This window comes from Mycobacterium sp., from assembly GCF_035499775.1.
GTDB lineage: Bacteria > Actinomycetota > Actinomycetes > Mycobacteriales > Mycobacteriaceae > Mycobacterium.
The window spans coordinates 21,510-39,776 of sequence record NZ_DATJYB010000286.1 but is presented as its reverse complement, the minus strand read 5'-3'; the positions used below and the strand labels follow the sequence as shown (position 1 = coordinate 39,776).

18 protein-coding genes are annotated in these 18,267 nt (G+C 65.6%); 17 read left to right on the top strand and 1 reads right to left on the bottom strand.

Annotated elements, in window-relative coordinates; all coding sequences use genetic code 11:
- Positions 1 to 147 precede the first annotated feature (147 nt).
- The 4 genes from VML93_RS18465 to VML93_RS18450 all read left to right on the top strand — a co-directional run bounded on the left by VML93_RS18465 (position 148) and on the right by VML93_RS18450 (position 5,705).
- Positions 148 to 1,119, top strand: coding sequence for an NAD(P)H-quinone oxidoreductase (locus tag VML93_RS18465; RefSeq protein WP_325612852.1), 972 nt, complete (start codon positions 148 to 150; stop codon positions 1,117 to 1,119).
- Between the two features lie 82 nt (positions 1,120 to 1,201).
- Positions 1,202 to 2,326 carry a BTAD domain-containing putative transcriptional regulator gene (locus VML93_RS18460; RefSeq protein WP_325612851.1) on the top strand — a complete coding sequence of 375 codons (1,125 nt, stop codon included), beginning with the start codon at positions 1,202 to 1,204 and terminating at the stop codon, positions 2,324 to 2,326.
- A gap of 12 nt (positions 2,327 to 2,338) precedes the next feature.
- Positions 2,339 to 3,850: a serine/threonine-protein kinase gene (locus tag VML93_RS18455; RefSeq protein ID WP_325612859.1), complete on the top strand. Its 1,512-nt coding sequence runs from the start codon at positions 2,339 to 2,341 to the stop codon at positions 3,848 to 3,850.
- A 61-nt stretch (positions 3,851 to 3,911) separates the two neighbouring features.
- Positions 3,912 to 5,705, top strand: a complete 1,794-nt coding sequence (locus VML93_RS18450) for a serine/threonine-protein kinase PknD (protein ID WP_325612849.1) — start codon at positions 3,912 to 3,914, stop codon at positions 5,703 to 5,705.
- A 1-nt stretch (position 5,706) separates the two neighbouring features.
- Here VML93_RS18450 and VML93_RS18445 read toward each other — a convergent pair whose 3' ends face one another.
- Positions 5,707 to 6,903, bottom strand: coding sequence for a cysteine desulfurase-like protein (locus VML93_RS18445; protein ID WP_325612848.1), 1,197 nt, complete (start codon positions 6,901 to 6,903; stop codon positions 5,707 to 5,709).
- Positions 6,904 to 7,032: 129 nt separating this feature from the next.
- On the opposite strand from VML93_RS18445, the gene VML93_RS18440 reads away from it, so the two are divergent.
- From VML93_RS18440 to VML93_RS18380, 13 genes are all read left to right on the top strand, one after another.
- Positions 7,033 to 9,006, top strand: coding sequence for a DUF6541 family protein (locus VML93_RS18440; RefSeq protein WP_325612846.1), 1,974 nt, complete (start codon positions 7,033 to 7,035; stop codon positions 9,004 to 9,006).
- A 102-nt stretch (positions 9,007 to 9,108) separates the two neighbouring features.
- Positions 9,109 to 9,588 carry a bacterial proteasome activator family protein gene (locus VML93_RS18435; RefSeq protein WP_325612857.1) on the top strand — a complete coding sequence of 160 codons (480 nt, stop codon included), beginning with the start codon at positions 9,109 to 9,111 and terminating at the stop codon, positions 9,586 to 9,588.
- Positions 9,589 to 9,602: 14 nt separating this feature from the next.
- Complete coding sequence (locus VML93_RS18430) at positions 9,603 to 10,400, top strand: ABC transporter ATP-binding protein (protein ID WP_325612845.1); 798 nt, start codon at positions 9,603 to 9,605, stop codon at positions 10,398 to 10,400.
- Positions 10,393 to 11,307, top strand: coding sequence for a glycosyltransferase family 2 protein (locus VML93_RS18425; protein WP_325612843.1), 915 nt, complete (start codon positions 10,393 to 10,395; stop codon positions 11,305 to 11,307). The genes VML93_RS18430 and VML93_RS18425 overlap by 8 nt, the downstream gene beginning before the upstream one ends.
- The gene (locus VML93_RS18420; RefSeq protein ID WP_325612842.1) at positions 11,304 to 12,134 is read left to right on the top strand and encodes an ABC transporter permease; all 831 of its coding nucleotides are present in this window, start codon (positions 11,304 to 11,306) and stop codon (positions 12,132 to 12,134) included. The genes VML93_RS18425 and VML93_RS18420 overlap by 4 nt, the downstream gene beginning before the upstream one ends.
- A gap of 333 nt (positions 12,135 to 12,467) precedes the next feature.
- Entirely contained in the window at positions 12,468 to 12,944 is a 477-nt protein-coding gene (locus VML93_RS18415; RefSeq protein ID WP_325612841.1) for a GTP cyclohydrolase I, read from the top strand.
- On the top strand, positions 12,937 to 13,470 hold the full coding sequence (locus VML93_RS18410; RefSeq protein ID WP_325612840.1) for a 6-carboxytetrahydropterin synthase: 534 nt from the start codon (positions 12,937 to 12,939) through the stop codon (positions 13,468 to 13,470). The genes VML93_RS18415 and VML93_RS18410 overlap by 8 nt, the downstream gene beginning before the upstream one ends.
- A 21-nt stretch (positions 13,471 to 13,491) precedes the next feature.
- Positions 13,492 to 13,758 (top strand): hypothetical protein, encoded by a 267-nt coding sequence (locus VML93_RS18405; protein ID WP_325612838.1) that lies wholly within the window; start codon positions 13,492 to 13,494, stop codon positions 13,756 to 13,758.
- A gap of 50 nt (positions 13,759 to 13,808) precedes the next feature.
- The gene (locus tag VML93_RS18400; RefSeq protein ID WP_325612836.1) at positions 13,809 to 14,927 is read left to right on the top strand and encodes an SPFH domain-containing protein; all 1,119 of its coding nucleotides are present in this window, start codon (positions 13,809 to 13,811) and stop codon (positions 14,925 to 14,927) included.
- A 218-nt stretch (positions 14,928 to 15,145) separates the two neighbouring features.
- Positions 15,146 to 15,631: a GreA/GreB family elongation factor gene (locus tag VML93_RS18395; RefSeq protein ID WP_325612835.1), complete on the top strand. Its 486-nt coding sequence runs from the start codon at positions 15,146 to 15,148 to the stop codon at positions 15,629 to 15,631.
- Positions 15,632 to 15,642: 11 nt separating this feature from the next.
- Positions 15,643 to 16,077, top strand: coding sequence for a GtrA family protein (locus VML93_RS18390; RefSeq protein ID WP_325612833.1), 435 nt, complete (start codon positions 15,643 to 15,645; stop codon positions 16,075 to 16,077).
- Positions 16,078 to 16,108: 31 nt separating this feature from the next.
- The gene (locus VML93_RS18385) at positions 16,109 to 17,500 is read left to right on the top strand and encodes an FAD-binding oxidoreductase (protein WP_325612832.1); all 1,392 of its coding nucleotides are present in this window, start codon (positions 16,109 to 16,111) and stop codon (positions 17,498 to 17,500) included.
- Entirely contained in the window at positions 17,501 to 18,265 is a 765-nt protein-coding gene (locus tag VML93_RS18380; RefSeq protein WP_325612830.1) for a decaprenylphospho-beta-D-erythro-pentofuranosid-2-ulose 2-reductase, read from the top strand.
- The last annotated feature ends 2 nt before the right edge of the window (positions 18,266 to 18,267 follow it).

Sequence of the window (18,267 nt, the reverse complement as noted above, 5' to 3'; positions counted from 1 at the left end):
CACCCGTCCGAGTCTCCGGATCAGGAGGCTTGCCCACCTACGCGCGAGCGGCCCCAAATGCGCGCGGGTGCCGGCGTGTCGCGGTACAAATGCGCGCGCTCGTCAGCGGCCGTGGCATCCGTGACACCACCCGGTAGCGTGACCGGCATGCACGCCATCGTCGCCGAATCCCCCGAGCAAATGACCTGGCAAGAAGTACCCGACGTCTCCGCCGGGCCAGGCGAGGTAGTGATCAAGGTCGCCGCGGCCGGCGTCAACCGCGCCGACGTGCTGCAGGCCGCCGGAAAATACCCGCCACCGCCGGGAGCCAGCGAAACCATCGGCATGGAGGCCAGTGGCGTCATCACCGAAGTCGGCTCCGATGTTCCCGGATGGACTGTCGGACAACAAGTTTGCGCCTTGCTGGCGGGTGGCGGCTACGCAGAGTACGTCTCAGTTCCGGGCGGCCAGCTGTTGCCGATACCGTCGGGCGTCGACTTGGCCGACGCTGCCGGCTTGCCTGAAGTGGCCTGCACGGTGTGGTCGAATCTGGTGCTCACCGCTCACCTCGGCGAAGGCCAGCTGGTCCTGCTGCACGGTGGTTCCAGCGGCATCGGAACCCACGCGATCCAGGTGGCGCGGGCCCTGGGCGCCCGGGTGGCGGTCACCGCCGGGTCGGCGGAAAAGCTGGAACTCTGTCGCGACCTGGGCGCCCAGATCACCGTCAACTATCGCGACGAGGACTTCGTGGCACGCCTCAAGGAGGAGACCGACGGCGCCGACGTCATCCTCGACATCATGGGCGCGGCCTATCTGGACCGCAATATCGACGCCCTGGCCACCGAAGGACAGCTGATCATCATCGGCATGCAGGGCGGAGTGATCGGTGAACTCAACATCGCCAAGCTGCTCGGCAAACGAGCACGGGTCATCGGCACCACGTTGCGGGCCCGGCCGGTGACTGGCCCGAACAGCAAAACCGAGATCGTCGAAGCGGTGGTGGCTTCGGTGTGGCCGATGACTGCCGACGGCAAGGTCCGGCCGATCATCGGCAAGCGCATGCCGATCCAGCAGGCGGCCGAGGCGCACCAACTGCTGGTATCCGGGAAGGTGTCCGGCAAGATCCTGCTGACCGTGTAGCGCGAGTTGTCGCACTAGGTGGCGTCACAATGAGAGACTGACGTCGCCATTGACACGACAGGCCCCGGAGGCTTGAAGCGCGATGTTGGGAACTGGTCTCAGGTTCGGCCTGCTGGGGCCTTTGCTGCTGACCGTGGCCGGCGCGCCCGTGGCGCTGGGTACGCCGAAGCAGCGGGCACTGTTCGCGATGCTGCTGATCAACCGCAACCGTGCGATCGGTACGGATTCACTGGTCTACGCGGCCTGGGATCAGTCGCCGGTGCCGGCAGCACGCACCAGCATCCAGTCCTACGTGTCCAACCTGCGCCGCGTGCTGGGCAGCACCGGGGTAGACCCCTATCAGGTGTTGGCGAGCGCGCCGCCGGGGTATCGGCTCAGTGTCGCGGCCGGCGACTGCGACCTGGACCGCTTCCTCGCCGCCAAGACGGCTGGCATGAAATCCGCCGCAGCCGGACGTTTCGAGCAGGCCGGCAAGCACCTGTCGGCTGCGCTCGACGAGTGGCGCGGGCCGGTACTTGCCGACTTGCGTGACTTTGCCTTCGTCGAAACTTTCGCCACCGCAGTGATGGAAGACCAGATGTTGGTCCAGATCGCCCGCGCGGAAAGCGAAATCGCTTGCGGCCGCGCCGCCGCCATCATCGGTGAGCTCGAAGTGCTTGCGGCCCAACACCCTTACCGCGAGCCGCTGTGGGCGCAGCTGATGACTGCCTATTACGTAGCCCAACGCCAGTCCGAAGCCCTCGACGCATACCGGCGGCTGAAAACGGTGCTGGCCGAGGATCTCGGCATCGACCCGGGTCCCACTGTCAGCGACCTGTACACGCGAATCCTGCGCCAGGAGCGTCTGGACATCAAGCAGTCCGCCAAGACCACCGCGGCTAAATCCATGGCCGCCGTGCAGAGCTTTCTGAACCGCAAGTCTGTTGTCGCCCGGCTGCGCGACGCTTCCGGACGGCAGTACTCGCTACCAGGCGCCGCCACCCGGATAGGACGCTTGGCAGACAACGACATAATTCTCAACGACGACGACGTCAGCCGGCACCACGCCGTAATCGTCGATACCGGAGGCAGCTTCGTGATCACCGACTTGAGGTCGGCCAACGGTGTGCAGGTGCAGCGGCAGCAGATCCGTCCGAGCGCCACCCTCGTCCACGGCGACCTGATCAGCATCTGCGGCCATGAGTTCACCTTCGAGATCCAACAATAGAAGGGCTTGCCGGTGGACGAGGTGGCGTTTGGCCGTTACCGGCTGGTGGCGCTGATCGGTGAGGGCGGCATGGGCAAGGTGTATCGGGCCCATGACACGGTGATCGGGCGTGATGTGGCGATCAAGGTGTTGCCCATCGAGTTGGGCAGCGAGCCGGGTTACCGGGCCCGGTTCAAGCGCGAGGCTCAGACCGCAGCGCGACTGAACGAGCCACACATCATCCCGATCTTCGACACCGGGGAGTTCGAGGATCAGCTGTATCTGGTGATGCCGATCGTCGAGGGCGTCGACGTGCACGCGCTCTTGGCGCGGGAGGGGCCGATGCGTCCGCCGCGGGCGGTGCATGTGATCGAACAGTTGGGGGCGGCGCTGGACGCCGCACACGCCGCCGGCCTGGTGCATCGTGATGTCAAGCCGTCCAACGCGTTGGTGACCGCGCGCGATTTCGTGTATCTGATCGATTTCGGGATCGCTCATGTCGGGGCGGCGACCAAGTTGACCGCCACCGGGATGATGGTGGGCACCTTGGCGTATATGGCCCCGGAGCGCTTCACGTCCGGTGTGGCCGATGCCCGTTCGGATGTGTATGCGCTGGCGTGTGTGCTGCACGAGTGTCTGACGGCGCAGCAGCCGTATCCCGGTGACAGTCTCGAGCAGCAGATCGCCGGACATTTGACGCTGGATCCGCCGCGGCCCAGTGAGCACCGGTCCGGGCTGCCCGGCGGATTCGACGAGGTGATCGCCGCGGGGATGGCGAAGAATCCCGAGCAGCGGTTTCAGAGCGGGCAGGACCTGGCCGTCGCGGCGCGGCGGGCGCTGACCAGCATGCCCTCGCATATTCCGCGCACCGCCCCCCGGATTAACCCGACGCGGCCCGTGCCGCCACCGCGGTGGCAGCAACCCCCCTACCCGAATCCGGTTGGAAACCAACAACATCCACCCAACCGACCCGCGGTTCAGACGCCCCCGCAGCCGTCGCCGTCAAAGCCGGCCCAAAGCCGGCGCACCCAGATCGCTGCGCTTGTCGCGGTGGTCGCGACCCTGGTGATCCTGTCCGTCGCCGTGATCACCTTCACCCTCTTCAAACCGCATGCGTCCCAAACACCAACCGCTGCACCGCCTTCCGAGCCGACGACGCCCGGCCACACCGCAGCACCGGCGTCGCCGTCGCAGCCGCCCGTGCCGACGTCGCAGTACTTCAAGACTCCGTGGGGCACGCGCTGTCAAGTCGATACGGACACGGTGACGTGCGATACCTGCGAACCGGGACTGCTAATAGACACGCCGCACGGCAGCTGTCCCGGTGCCGGCTCCAACCAGGTCGCCGTCAATGCCTCGGGCGCTTCTTTGACACCGGCTGACGGCGTCATTCTTCCGGCCACTCCAACCATCCAACCGCTCGCTGCCGGGCAGACCTATCGCGCCAACGGTTGGACGATCGCGGTCAGCGCGTGGGTCCGCTTCACCAACGACGCGACCGGCCACGGCATGGCCGTCGCCGCGCAGAACTTCGACAAGTTCTGAACCGACGGCGGGAATCGAGCCGGCTCGGTACCATCTCCCAGCGGGTGAGGGAGGCCTGCCGATGGACGAGGTGGCGTTCGGGCGTTACCGGCTGCTGTCGGTGATCGGCGAGGGCGGCATGGGCACCGTCTACAAAGCCCACGACACGGTGATCGGCCGCGACGTCGCAATCAAGGTATTGCCCAACGAGTTGGGCAGCGAGCCTGGCTATCGGGCGCGGTTTCAACGCGAGGCCTACACCGCGGCCCGGCTGACCGAGCCACACATCATCCCGATCCACGACACCGGCGAGATCGACGGCCAGCTGTATCTGGTCATGCCGGTCATCGACGGCATCGACCTGCACGGCCTGCTGCAACGAGACGGGCCCATGGCGCCGCATCAGGCCGTCCAGGTGATCGAGCAATTGGCCACCGCCTTGGATGCCGCGCACGCCGCCGGACTGGTGCACCGAGACATCAAACCGTCCAACGCGCTGATGGCCGCGAACAACTTCGTCTACCTGATCGACTTCGGCATCGCCCACGACGTCAAGGCCACCCGATTGACGAGTACCAGCATGCTGATCGGAACCCTGGCCTACATGGCACCGGAACGCTTCAGCACCGGCGTTGCCGACCCCCGCTCCGATATCTACGCGTTGGCATGCGTGTTGCATGAATGCCTGACCGGCGCCCAGCCCTATCCGGGTAACAGCTTCGAACAGCAGATCGCCGGGCATCTCACACAGGCCCCGCCCAAGCCCACCCACGTCAACCCGACCGTCCCCGTCGGATTCAACGACGTGATCGCCACCGGCATGGCCAAAAACCCCGACGACCGGTACCGAAACGCCCTCGAACTGGCCACCGCAGCGCGCCTCGCCTCGACCGGCACCCAGGCTGCCGGCCATCCGACCCGACCAACGCCGGCGCCCGTCTACCGGCCTCCGCCGCCGCCGGTCAACCTACCGCCGCCGCCGGCCGCAGCGGCCCCGCAACCGGAGCCGACCCGTCCGCGTGCCTCGCCCAAGCGCGCCAAGTTCGCTTACCTCGCCGGCGGGATTGCGCTGATCGTCGTTATCGCGATCGCCGCAGTCCTGGCCACCTCCGGACCGGACAAGTCCCCGTCGTCCCCGTCCGGCGGCGGCCTGTCGTTCACCGGGCTCAACGGCCCCCGCGGTGTGGCCGTGGACGCCGCCGGCAACGTCTACGTCAGCGACAACAACAACGGCCGGGTGGTGAAGCTGGCGGCGGGATCCGCGACTCAGACCGTGCTGCCGTTCGCCGATATCAAGGCCCCCTGGGGAGTCGCGGTGGACGCCGCCGGCAACGTCTACGCGACCGCCGGCAACGGTGTGCTGAAGCTGGCGGGCGGAAACACTACGACCACACTGCCGTTCGCCAGCCCCGACAATCTCAAGTTCATGGGCGTGGCGGTGGACAACGCCGGCAACGTCTACGCCACCGACTCGGTCCGGGTGTTCAAATTGGCGGCGGGCACGACCACCGCGATTACCTTGCCATTCACCGGCCTCAAACGCGCCGAGGGTGTGGCGGTCGATTCCGCCGGCAACGTCTATGTCGTCGACTACCTCAGCAACCGAGTCCTCAAGCTGACATCGGGAACCACCACCAGCACGCTGGCTTTCACCGGCCTCAGAGAGCCCAAGGGGGTCGCGGTAGACGCTGCCGGCAACGTGTATGTCACCGACTGGTACAACGATCGGGTACTCAAGCTCGCGGCCGGCGCCACGACCCAGACGGTGCTGCCGTTCAGCGGCCTGAGCAACCCGAGCGGTGTAGCGGTAGACGGTGCCAGCAACGTGTATGTCACCGACTACGGGCACAACCGGGTGCTGAAATGGCCGCCCTAGCCTAGCCGAGCGAGGCCAAGGCGCGCACCAGCTGGTCGACCTCGGCCGTCGTCGAGTAGTGCGCCAGCCCGACGGTCACCGCGCCGCCGACGTCGTTGACGCCCAGCACGTCCAGCACGCGTGAACTCTCGTCGGCGATCGCCAGAATTCCGTTGTCCGCCAAGCGCTGTACCACCCGCTCGGCCGGCACCCCGTGCAGAGCGAAACTGACCACCGGTATCCGCGTCTCGGGCCGGCCGATCAACATCACCAACGGCAACGACCGCAACGACACCATCAGGTACTCGAAGATCCGGTTCAGATACGACGCGGCGGATTGCATTGACACAGAGAGGCGTTCGCGTCTGCTGCCGCGAGCTGACTCGTCAAGTGCCGCGAGGTATTCGATGCTGGCCACCACCCCGGCCAACAGACCGAACTGGTGCGCGCCGACCTCCAGCCGCGCCGGGCCGGTGGCATACGGGTTCGCCGAGACCGAACTGAAGGAGTCCAGCAGAGCCGGATCACGAAACACCAACGCCCCGATCGGCGGACCGCCCCACGCATGCGCGTTCACCGCCACCACATCGACTTCGGTTTCCTTGACGTCGAGCAACCGGTAGGGCGCCGCCGCCGAATGGTCCACCACCGCCAACCCGCCGACCTCGTGCACCAGCTTGGTCATCGCCCGCAAATCGGTGACCGTGCCCAGCGTTGCCGACGCGGAGGTCACGGCCACCAGCCGGGTCGCCTTTCCGATCAGGCTCTCCCACTGCCACGTCGGCAACTCACCGGTCTCGATATCGACCTCGGCCCACTGCACCTTGGCGCCATAGCGGTGTGCCGCGCGCAGCCACGGGGCGATGTTCGCCTCGTCGTCCAGGCGGCTGACGATCAACTCGTACCCCAGACCGGCCCGCGACGACGACGCCTCGGCCAACGACGACAGCAGGATGGCGCGATCAGCGCCCAGCACGACGCCCGCCGGGTCGGCGTTGAACAGATCGGCGACCGCCGCACGCGCGGCTTCCAGCACGGCCGCGCTGCGCTGTGCTGACGGGTGAGCGCCCAACGTGCTCGCGCTGGATCTGCGGAAGGCGGTAGACACGGTGGTCGCAACGGAATCGGGAATCAGCATCCCGGTCGGCGCGTCCAAGTGCACCCATCCGTCACCCAATGACGGATGCAATCCACGCACCCGGGCGACGTCGTATGCCATGACAGCCACCTTAGAGCTTCCGCAATTCCGCGAAATTGTGACGGTTGCGGGCGCCCCAGAGAGGGTCCCGCCGGCCCAGCCGGTCGGAGGCCTCGAAAGCAAGGTCACCCGGCCAGCCATACTAGTCGAGTGGGGCTGGCCTTCGGAACGCTGATCGCGTTGATCGTGCTGATCGCCCCGGGAGCCATCGTCGCACGCATCGCCCAGCAAACTTGGCCGATAGCCATCGCAGTTGGCCCGGCACTGACCTACGGCGTCGTGGCGCTTGCCATCATCCCGTTCGGCGCGGTCGGAATTCCCTGGAACGGCTGGACAGCGCTGGCCGCGCTGGCCGTGGTGTGCGCAGTCATGACTGGTTTGCAGGTGATGCTCGCCCGCTACCGCGACACCGAGGCTGAGGCCCGCGCGCTCGGCGGCCCCCCCGCACTCATCGTGGCGGCCGGAGTGCTGCTGGGAACGTTGCTGGTCAGTTGGGCGGCCTATCGCGGCCTCGTGCACTGGCAATCCGTCCCGAGTACCTGGGACGCCGTCTGGCACGCCAACACCGTGCGCTTCATCCTCGACACCGGCCAGGCATCGTCCACCCACATGGGTGAGCTTCGCAACGTCGAGACACACCAGCCGCTGTACTACCCGTCGGTGTTCCACGCCCTGACGGCGGTGTTCTGTCAGCTGACGGGTGCCGCACCCACCACCGGCTATACGGTGACGTCCGTGGCGGCGTCGATCTGGCTGTTTCCGTCCAGCGCCGCGGTCCTCACCTGGTTCCTGGTGCGTCCGGTCATGAGCGAATGGCGCGCCGCGGGGGCCACCGCCACCGCCGCCGCGCTGTCGGCGTCGTTCACCTCGGTGCCCTACATCGAATTCGGCGTCGCCGCGATGCCCAATCTGGCTGCCTACGGCGTCGCTATCCCGACTTTTGTGTTGATCGCCTCGACGCTGCGACACCGCGACCGCATCCCGATAGCCGTGCTGGCGCTCGTCGGCGTCTTCTCGGTCCACCTGACCGGCGGGTTCGTCGTCATCCTGTTTCTGTTGGGCTGGTGGCTGCTGGACGCCTTGTGGCATCCGGTGCGCGGCCGGCTCACCGACGCGCTGACCCTGGTCGCAGTGGCCGTGCCGACGGGGCTGATTCTGGCGCCGCAGTTCCTCGGGGTGCTCAAGCAGGCCGACATCATCGCCGGGCACGCATTCCCCAGCTTCAAGAGCGTCAAGCAGTACGTCATCGACGCGCTCCTGCTGCACACCCGCCACCTCAACGACTTCCCGACCCAATACGGCCTCGTCGTGCTGTCCGGCATCGGCATGGCGATCTTCCTGTACCAGAAAATCTGGTGGCCGCCCGCAGTCTGGCTGGTGCTTACGGTGGCGACCATCTACTCGGGGGCGCCGTTTCGCAACCACGCCGGGGACTTCATCGAACAGTTCAGTCAGTTCTTCTACAACGATCCCCGACGGCTCACGTCGGTGGTGACGATGCTGTTGGCGCCGATGGCGGGCATCGCGCTGTTCGCACTGGTCATGGTGCTGATGGCCGGCGCGAAGCGGCTCGCCGATCGGGTCCGGCCCGACGGGCACCTGCCCGCGCAGGTGTGGGTCTCGGCCACCGCGGTGGTGCTGGTGCTGGCCACCGTGCTCACCGGGCGGCACTACCTGTATCGGCACCTGGTCCTGTTCGGCGACAAGTACGACTCGGTGATGATCGACCAGCACGACCTCGACGCCATGGCGTATCTGGCCAAACTGCCCGGCGCCAGACAGACCCTCATCGGCAACTCCAACGTCGACGGCACCGCGTGGATGTACGCCGTCGCCGACCTGCACCCGCTGTGGACCCACTACGACTTCCCGCAGCAGACCGGCCCCGGCTACTTTCGCTACATCTTCTGGTCCCGGGCCAACACCGGCAATCCGAGGGTCGCCGAAGCGGTCCGGGTGCTCAATATCCGCTACATCCTGACCAGCGAGCCGACGGTTCGCGGGTTCAGCGAGCCCGAAGGGATAAGGTCACTGGAGAAATCGCCCGCCTGGGCGAAGATCTACGACAACGGCGGAGCTCAAATCTGGGAATGGCGCGGAAGTCCCGCAGCGCCACATTCCTAGAATGACGCTCCTGGCCAGGCACGAAAGAGGACGGTGACTGCATTGAGTACCGGCAACGATGACGACGGCATCGAGGTCATCGGCGGCGTTGATCCCCGGATCATGGGGTTGCGCGACGTGGCATCCGACGATGACGGCGACGACGAACGCTCACTGGCCGACCTGGTCGAGCAGCCCGCCAAGGTGATGCGCATCGGGACCATGATCAAGCAACTGCTCGAGGAAGTGCGCGCCGCGCCACTCGACGAAGCCAGCCGAAACCGGCTGCGTGATATCCACGCCACCAGCATCCGGGAGCTCGAAGACGGGCTGGCGCCGGAACTGCGTGAGGAACTCGACCGCCTCACCCTGCCGTTCAACGAAAACGCTGCGCCGTCGGACGCGGAATTGCGCATCGCCCAAGCGCAGCTGGTCGGCTGGCTGGAAGGGCTGTTCCACGGCATCCAGACCGCGCTTTTCGCCCAGCAGATGTCCGCCCGCGCACAGCTGGAGCAGATGCGCCAGGGTGCGCTGCCACCGGGTATGGGGAAACCAGGCCAAGCCGGACAGCCGGGCGCTCACGGCACCGGCCAATACCTCTGACCTTTTCAAACTCCGTGGCGACCGGCCCCTACATCGAAACCCGCAATGCGTGGGTGGAGTTTCCCATCTTCGACGCCAAGTCGCGTTCGCTGAAGAAGGCCGTCCTGGGCAAGGCGGGCGGCACGATCGGACGCAACAACTCCAACGTGGTCGTCATCGAGGCGCTGCGGGACATCAGCATGTCGCTGAACCTGGGCGACCGGGTAGGTCTGGTGGGCCACAACGGGGCCGGGAAATCGACTCTGCTGCGCCTACTTTCGGGCATCTACGAACCCACCCGGGGCTCGGCGATGGTGACCGGCCGGGTGGCGCCGGTCTTCGATCTCGGCGTCGGCATGGACCCGGAGATCTCCGGCTACGAAAACATCATCATCCGCGGGCTGTTTCTGGGGCAGACCCGAAAGCAGATGCTGACCAAGGTCGACGAGATCGCCGAGTTCACCGAGCTGGGCGACTACCTGTCGATGCCGCTGCGCACCTATTCCACCGGCATGCGTGTGCGGTTGGCGATGGGCGTCGTCACCAGCATCGACCCAGAGATCCTGTTGCTCGACGAAGGCATCGGCGCCGTGGACGCCGATTTCCTGAAAAAGGCCCAGTCCCGGCTGCAGCGACTGGTCAAGCGTTCCGGAATCCTGGTTTTCGCCAGCCATTCCAACGAGTTCTTGGCCCGGCTGTGCAAGACCGCGATGTGGATCGACCACGGTGTCATCAAGCTCACCGGCGGCATCGAGGACGTCGTGCGCGCCTACGAGGGTGAGGACGCCGCCCGGCACGTACGCGAAGTGCTGGACGAGACCGGGGATGAGTGACTCGGTCTTCGCCGTCGTGGTCACCCACCGGCGCCCGGACGAGCTGGCCAAGTCGCTGGATGTGTTGAGCAGCCAGACCCGGTTGCCCGATCACCTGATCGTCGTCGACAACGACTTTTCCGGCGATGGTCGGGTCCGCGAACTGGTTGCCGCCCAACCGATTTCCACCACCTACCTGGGGTCGCGCCGAAACCTAGGCGGCGCAGGCGGTTTCGCGCTCGGGATGCTGCACGCGCTGGCCCAGGGCGCCGATTGGGTGTGGTTGGCCGACGACGACGGGCGCCCGCAGGACACCGAGGTGCTGGCCACCCTGCTGGCTTGCGCGCAGAGGTACGGGCTGGCCGAGGTGTCGCCGATGGTGTGCGACATGGACGACCCGGAGCGGCTGGCGTTTCCGTTGCGCCGTGGCCTGGTATGGCGCCGGCGAGTAAGCGAATTGCGTACCGAAACGGACCAGGATCTGTTGCGCGGCATCGCGTCGCTGTTCAACGGCGCCCTGTTCCGGGCGTCGACCCTGGAATCGATCGGCGTTCCGGACCTGCGGCTGTTCATCCGCGGTGACGAGGTGGAGATACATCGCCGGCTGGTGCGGTCCGGCCTGCCGTTCGGCACCTGCCTGGACACGATCTACCTGCACCCCTGCGGAACCGAGGAGTTCAAGCCGATCCTGGGCGGCCGGATGCACACCCAATACCCCGACAACCCGACCAAGCGATTCTTCACCTACCGCAACCGCGGCTACCTGCTGTCGCAGCCCGGTCTGCGCAAGCTGCTGCCCCAGGAGTGGGTGCGCTTCGGCTGGTTCTTCGTGGTGAGCCGCCGCGACCCCAAGGGCCTGCTGGAGTGGATTCGGTTGCGCCGCTTGGGGCGTCGCGAGAAGTTCGGACGGCCTGGAGGTTCAGCATGACATTCATCGACGCGGCGGCTCAGTCGAAGACGTTTGCCCGCGCCCGCGGCGATCTGATCGACGGCTTCCGCCGTCACGAACTGTGGCTGCACCTGGGCTGGCAGGACATCAAGCAGCGCTACCGCCGCTCGGTGCTGGGACCGTTCTGGATCACCATTGCCACCGGCACCACCGCCGTGGCGATGGGCGGCCTGTACTCCAAGCTGTTTCACCTGGAACTGTCGGTGCACCTGCCCTACGTCACCCTCGGGCTGATCGTCTGGAACCTGATCAACGCCGCCATCCTGGAAGGCGCCGAAGTCTTCGTCGCCAACGAGGGATTGATCAAGCAATTGCCCACGCCGCTGTCCGTGCACGTCTACCGGCTGGTGTGGCGGCAGATGATCTTGTTCGCGCACAACATCGTGATCTATCTCGTCATCGCGGTCATCTTCCCCAAGCCCTGGTCATGGGCGGACCTCTCGGTCCTTCCGGCGCTGGCGCTGATCTTCCTCAACAGCATCTGGGTGTCACTGTGCTTCGGCATTCTGGCGACCCGTTACCGCGACATCGGTCCGCTGCTGTTCTCGGTCGTGCAGTTGCTGTTCTTCATGACGCCGATCATCTGGAACGACGACACGCTGCGCCAGCAGGGCGCCGGGCGCTGGTCGAAGATCGTCGAGCTCAACCCACTGCTGCACTACCTCGACATGGTCCGGGCGCCGCTTTTGGGTGCCCACCAGGAGCTGCGGCACTGGGCGGTGGTGGTGGCGCTGACCGTGGTCGGCTGGATACTGGCGGCCTTCGCGATGCGGCAATACCGCGCCCGGGTGCCGTACTGGGTGTGAACTCGATACGCGGTGGGTGTGAATTCGATACGACGGTGGATTGGCCGCAGCTGATATCGGCCGATGGGTAGACTACGGTCGCGTCGTCGAAACCCGTCGGCGAGCGCGCGCAAAATGCCAGCCGGACCGGCGTGTCGCTGTACATCTCCGCACCCTCGCGGCGGAAGCAAGCGCTTATAGTCACCGCGGCCGCCGATGAGGTGTCGACCCACTCCAAGAATCCTCCAAGGATCCTTTTAGATTCCGTCAAGGCGTCGCCCGGACGCTGAGCCGCAAGCATGAAACAACCTAGGTCAGAGGCGATCTCGGGAAACCATCCATGAGAGGATCGACATGCTGCGTCATGCCGATTTGCCCCTGCTCGCCGGCGGGCCGGCTCCGGCTTCGGACCACGACTCCGAACTGGTACTGGCCGGCTCTATTCCGTTTCAGTCCCTGTGCGAGCAGCATCTGCTGCCGTTCTACGGCGTCGCGCACGTCGGATACATCCCGAACGAAACACGGCTGGGCACACCCGAGTTGAGGCGGATCGTCGAGGCATGCTCGCGCGGCATTCAGGTCCAGCACCAGATGACCAACCGGATAGGTCTGTGGCTGCACCACCAGCTGGCGGCACGCGGGGTGGGCGTCCTGGTGCAGGCGGTGCACATCTGCATGCCCCCCACCGTCGTCTCAGCGAACGGCGCCCAGACCATGACCACGTCCTTCTACGGATCCCTGCGTGACAACGCGGACGCGCAAGTCGAATTCCTCACGCTGGCAAGCCAAGAGCACACCTCAACTCAGGAAGGTAGTTACGCACATGAGTGACACCGCCCTCGCCGACGTGGTGCACATCGCAACGCTGCACCGCGACGACGCCCCCCTGGGCCGGACGGCGCGGTTCCATATTCGCAAGTTGTTCGACAACCTTCCCTGCTGCCGCCGCTCCTGGGCCAACCACGGAAAGCGGGTCTTCCTGCACGGCTACGAGCGGGCGTTCGAAATCGAGTTCGCTTGCGCGGAAACTGAGCCCGGCACCGGCGCGGTGCTGGACGCGAAGACCCTCACGCAGGTCTGGGCAGCGCTGCGAAACCAGTTCGACCACACCACGCTGATCGCGGTGAACGACCCGCAACGCGCCCTGTTCGAAATGCTGGCCGAGCGGGGTGTCATCGACCTGCGGCTCATGGACAGCACCGGGATGGAAGGCTCGGCGGCCTGGGTGTTCCACACCGTCGAAAGTGTGCTGGCGCAGGCAACTCGAGGCCGGGTCTGGGTGTCGCGGGTCAAGGGACGGGAGAGCCACAACAACGTCGTCACACTGACCGCGGGATCCGGGGTCGTCCCGAACTGAAGCCGGACATCACCCAACCGCATGACACTCGACGCGGGACCGTCCCTGGGGGATTATGCGATGGTGAGCGACGTCTCGGTAATCGGCTGTGTGGGAAAGCTGGTCGTCGCGACCCGCGGCGGTGGTGGCGCCGGCGAGGTCCTGCTTACCGTACGAGGGTCCAAGGAGGCATTTCTCGCCTGGTCTGACGAACCACTACAAAAGGGCACCAAGGTGCTGGTCATCGATGTTCGGGGCGCGAGGACAGTGATCGTCGAGCCTTGGAGCGACCACATACATATGGATTGAAACAACGAAATTCCCTGCAACACAACAGCGCAACCCAAAAGGAGTCCAACATGCTCGGTTACAAGGTCCCCGATCCGGACGAGGCGATGCTGATCTCCGGCGGCCGAGTCAAGGCCAATGCCCCCTTCCGCGTGGTGACCGGTCACGGCGCCTTCATCTTGCCGTTCTTTCGCAAGGCCCGGTTCCTCACGCTGGCCATGTGTGAATCAGAGGTCGCCGAAAAATGCGTGACTCAGCAGGGCATCACGCTCAACGTCCGGGCGGTGATCGCCTTCAAGGTCGGCAATGACACCGAAAGCATCATCTCCGCAGCGCAGCGCTTCCTGTCCGACCAAGACCAGATGTCGATACTCACCGGCCGGATCTTCGCCGGGCACCTGCGCTCGATCATCGGGTCGATGACCGTCGAGCAGATCATCCAGGAACGCCAGAAACTGGCCACCGAGGTGCTCGACGGTTCCAAGGAGGAGATGGCCCGCATCGGCCTGAACGTCGACGCCCTGCAGATCCAATCCATCGACGACGACGGGCTCGGTTACATCAACGCGATGTCGGCGCCGCACAATGCCGCGATCCAGCAGCAGGCACAGATCGCTCAGGCCCAGGCGAACCAGAAGGCCGCCGAGGCCGAACAGGAGTCGCAGCGCAAGCAGGCCGAATTCGCCCGTCAGACCGCCATCGTCAAGGCGCAGTACAAGGCCGAGGTGGACAAGGCTCAGGCGGAGGCTGCGCAGTCGGGCCCGCTGGCGGAAGCCGAAGCCCAGCGCGAGGTGCTCGCGATGCGCACCGAATTAGCCCAGCGTGCTGCCGAACTGCGCCAGCAGGAGCTGGTCGCCGAGGTGGTCAAGCCCGCGGAAGCCGAAGCCGAACGGGTCCGGATCCTGGCTCTCGCCGACGCGGAAAAAATGAAGATCCAGGCCGAGGCGGCCGCCTCGCACAACCGGGTTGCACTGGACCGGATGCTGATCGACCAGTTGCCCCAAATCGTGGAGAAGGCAGCCGGTGGTCTCGCCGGCGCAAATGTCACCGTGCTCAACGGCGCCGAAGGACTCAGCCAGATGGCCACCGGGCTCGTCTCGCAAGGCAAAGCGATCTTCGACGCGCTGCGCGGCGGCGTCATCGACTACGACTACGAAGATGAGGACGCAGCGCCGCCCGCAAGCCGCTGACGTGACGAAAGTCACTCTGTGACAATGTGACTCGTGCGGTGAACGGCAAAACCCCATGCCGGCGCCACTGGCGAGGCCGGCCGCTTGATTGTGCGCACAGCTGAACCATCGAAAATCGTTGTCGGAAATTAGTGACGGCTGCGTCTATTGGTGTCAAACTGAAGCGCCACGGGGTACCCCTGGGCAATACGGCAATCTGGCGCGGAAGGTCGACGGACGTGAGTGAGGAAGTCCAATCATCGGGACTGGCGGATGCGGCGCGGGACAACCTCGCCGCGGAGCTGGCCCGGCTGCGTCAGCGGCGTGACCGTCTCGAGATCGAGGTCAAGAACGACCGCGGCATGATCGGCGATCACGGCGACGCGGCCGAAGCGATACAACGCGCCGACGAACTCGTCGTGCTTGCCGATCGGATCAACGAACTCGACCGGCGGTTGCGAACCGGACCGTCACCTGCCGAGGAATCCGAGGCACTGCCCGGCGGCACCGAGGTGACGCTGCGGTTCCCCGACGGTGAAGTGGTCACCATGCATGTGATCTCCATCGTCGAGGAGACTCCGGCCGGCCGCGAGGCGGAGACCTTGACGGCTCGCAGCCCGTTGGGGAAGGCCCTGGCCGGGCATCAACCCGGCGACACGATCACCTATTCGACCCCGGGAGGACAAAGCCAGGTCGAGTTGATCGCCCTGAAGCGGCCCGCCTGACCAGCCGCCGAATGGTTCGCCCCGATGACCCTGCCGCTTCTGAAGCTGCGCCGCCACAGCTGAGCCTGACCAAACAGGCATGGCGCTTCGTCGTCACCGGCGCGATGTCGGCGGTGGTCGACTTCGGTCTTTACTTCACCCTGGTCAAAGTGGCGGGTTTGCCGTACGACCCGGCAAAAGCCCTCGGCTGGTTGGCCGGCACCATCACCGCCTACCTGATCAACCGCCGCTGGACGTTCCAGGCCGCACCGAGCACCGCGCGGTTTCTGGCGGTCATGGCGCTGTACTTCGTCACCTTCGCCGTCCAGGTCGGACTCAACCATTTGGGCCTGGCGCTCATGCACTACCAGGGCTGGGCAATACCGGTCGCGTTCGTGATCGCGCAGGGCACCGCCACGGTGATCAACTTCATTGTGCAGCGAGCCGTGATATTCCGGATCCGCTGAGCCGGGCCGCTAGCCTGTACCCTCTTTGACGATGTTGAGCAACGAGGCTTTGACGACGCCTACCCGGCTGACCGGGTGGGGACGCACGGCACCGTCGGTGGCCGACGTGCTCCGCAGCCCCGACCCCGAGGTAATCGCCAAGGCGGTGGCCCGGGTGGCCGACTCCGGCAAGCGCGGGGTTATCGCCCGCGGGCTGGGCCGGTCCTACGGGGACAACGCGCAAAACGGCGGCGGCCTGGTGATCGACATGACCGCGCTGGACAGCATCCACTCGATCAGCGCCGACACCAAGCTGGCCGACGTCGACGCCGGGGTGAATCTCGACCAGCTGATGAAGGCGGCCCTGCCGTTCGGGTTGTGGGTTCCGGTGCTGCCGGGCACCCGCCAAGTCACCATCGGCGGCGCGATCGCCTGCGACATCCACGGCAAGAACCATCACAGCGCGGGCAGCTTCGGCAACCACGTCCGCAGCATGGACCTGCTGACCGCGAGTGGCGAGATCCGACACCTCACCCCCAACGGCCCGGATACCGCTGACTCCGAACTGTTCTGGGCCACCGTCGGCGGCAACGGCCTGACCGGCATCGTGCTTCGTGCCACCATCGAGATGACACCTACGGAGACGGCGTATTTCATCGCCGACGGCGACGTCACGGCCAGCCTCGACGAAACCATCGCACTGCACAGCGACGGCAGCGAAGCCGGCTACACGTATTCCAGCGCCTGGTTCGACGCGATCAGCGCTCCCCCGAAGCTGGGCCGCGCGGCGGTATCGCGCGGCTCGCTGGCGAGGCTGGACCAGCTACCGGAGAAGCTGCGCGGCAACCCGTTGAAATTCGATGCGCCACAACTACTTACGCTGCCCGACGTGTTTCCCAACGGACTGGCCAACAAATACACCTTTGGGCCGATCGGCGAGTTGTGGTACCGCAAGTCGGGCACCTATCGCGGCAAGATCCAGAACCTGACGCAGTTCTACCACCCACTGGACATGTTCGGCGAATGGAACCGCGCCTACGGGCCGGCGGGCTTCCTGCAGTACCAGTTCGTCATCCCCACCGAGGCGGTGGATGAGTTCAAGAGGATCATCGGCGACATCCAGGCCAGCGGCCACTACTCATTTCTCAACGTGTTCAAGTTGTTCGGCCCCGGCAACCAGGCGCCGCTGAGCTTCCCGATCCCGGGCTGGAACATCTGCGTCGACTTCCCGATCAAGACCGGGCTCAACGAGTTCGTCACCGAACTCGACCGCCGGGTACTGGAATTCGGCGGCCGACTGTATACCGCCAAGGACTCGCGCACCACCGCCGAAACCTTTCACGCCATGTATCCGCGGATCGACGAGTGGATCGCGGTGCGCCGCAAGGTCGATCCTTTGCGGGTGTTCGCTTCCGACATGGCCCGACGTTTGGAGCTGCTGTAGATGGTCCTCGATGCCGTAGGAAATCCGCAAACCGTGCTGCTGCTGGGCGGCACCTCCGAGATCGGCCTGGCGATCTGCGAGCGGTACCTGCAGAACGCCCCCGCGCGGATCCTGTTGGCCGCCATGCCCGACGACCCCGGCCGTGACGACGCCGTCGCACAGATGAAGGCGGCCGGCGCGCGGTCGGTCGAGTTGATCGACTTCGAGGCCACCGACCCCGACAGTCACCCCAAGATGATCGACCAGTGTTTCGCCAACGGCGATGTCGACGTGGCCATCGTGGCGTTCGGTCTGCTCGGTGATGCCGAAGAACTCTGGCAGAATCAGCGCAAGGCCGTGCAGATCGCCGAAATCAACTACACCGCAGCCGTTTCCGTCGGCGTGCTACTGGGCGAGAAGATGCGCGCCCAGGGCTTCGGCCAGATCATCGCGATGAGCACGGTGGCCGGTGAGCGGGTGCGGCGGTCCAACTTCGTCTACGGCTCCACCAAAGCGGGTTTGGACGGCTTCTATCTGGGATTGTCGGAGGCTCTGCGCCAGTACGGTGTTCACGTCCTGGTGATCCGGCCGGGCCAGGTGCGTACCCGAATGAGCGCGCATATCAAGGAAGCCCCGCTGACCGTCGACAAGGAGTACGTCGCGAACCTCGCGGTGACGGCGTCGGCAAAAGGTAAGGAACTCGTTTGGGCGCCAGCAGCATTCCGTTACGTGATGATGGTGTTGCGACACATCCCGCGGAACATCTTCCGCAAGTTGCCAATCTGACC

Coding starts and splice junctions, on each gene's coding strand:
- VML93_RS18465 (WP_325612852.1), top strand. CDS start 148: ATGCACGCCATCGTCGCCGAATCCCCCGAGCAAATGACCTGGCAAGAA.
- VML93_RS18460 (WP_325612851.1), top strand. CDS start 1,202: ATGTTGGGAACTGGTCTCAGGTTCGGCCTGCTGGGGCCTTTGCTGCTG.
- VML93_RS18450 (WP_325612849.1), top strand. CDS start 3,912: ATGGACGAGGTGGCGTTCGGGCGTTACCGGCTGCTGTCGGTGATCGGC.
- VML93_RS18445 (WP_325612848.1), bottom strand. CDS start 6,903: ATGGCATACGACGTCGCCCGGGTGCGTGGATTGCATCCGTCATTGGGT.
- VML93_RS18435 (WP_325612857.1), top strand. CDS start 9,109: ATGGGGTTGCGCGACGTGGCATCCGACGATGACGGCGACGACGAACGC.
- VML93_RS18425 (WP_325612843.1), top strand. CDS start 10,393: ATGAGTGACTCGGTCTTCGCCGTCGTGGTCACCCACCGGCGCCCGGAC.
- VML93_RS18420 (WP_325612842.1), top strand. CDS start 11,304: ATGACATTCATCGACGCGGCGGCTCAGTCGAAGACGTTTGCCCGCGCC.
- VML93_RS18415 (WP_325612841.1), top strand. CDS start 12,468: ATGCTGCGTCATGCCGATTTGCCCCTGCTCGCCGGCGGGCCGGCTCCG.
- VML93_RS18410 (WP_325612840.1), top strand. CDS start 12,937: ATGAGTGACACCGCCCTCGCCGACGTGGTGCACATCGCAACGCTGCAC.
- VML93_RS18405 (WP_325612838.1), top strand. CDS start 13,492: ATGACACTCGACGCGGGACCGTCCCTGGGGGATTATGCGATGGTGAGC.
- VML93_RS18400 (WP_325612836.1), top strand. CDS start 13,809: ATGCTCGGTTACAAGGTCCCCGATCCGGACGAGGCGATGCTGATCTCC.
- VML93_RS18390 (WP_325612833.1), top strand. CDS start 15,643: ATGGTTCGCCCCGATGACCCTGCCGCTTCTGAAGCTGCGCCGCCACAG.
- VML93_RS18385 (WP_325612832.1), top strand. CDS start 16,109: ATGTTGAGCAACGAGGCTTTGACGACGCCTACCCGGCTGACCGGGTGG.
- VML93_RS18380 (WP_325612830.1), top strand. CDS start 17,501: ATGGTCCTCGATGCCGTAGGAAATCCGCAAACCGTGCTGCTGCTGGGC.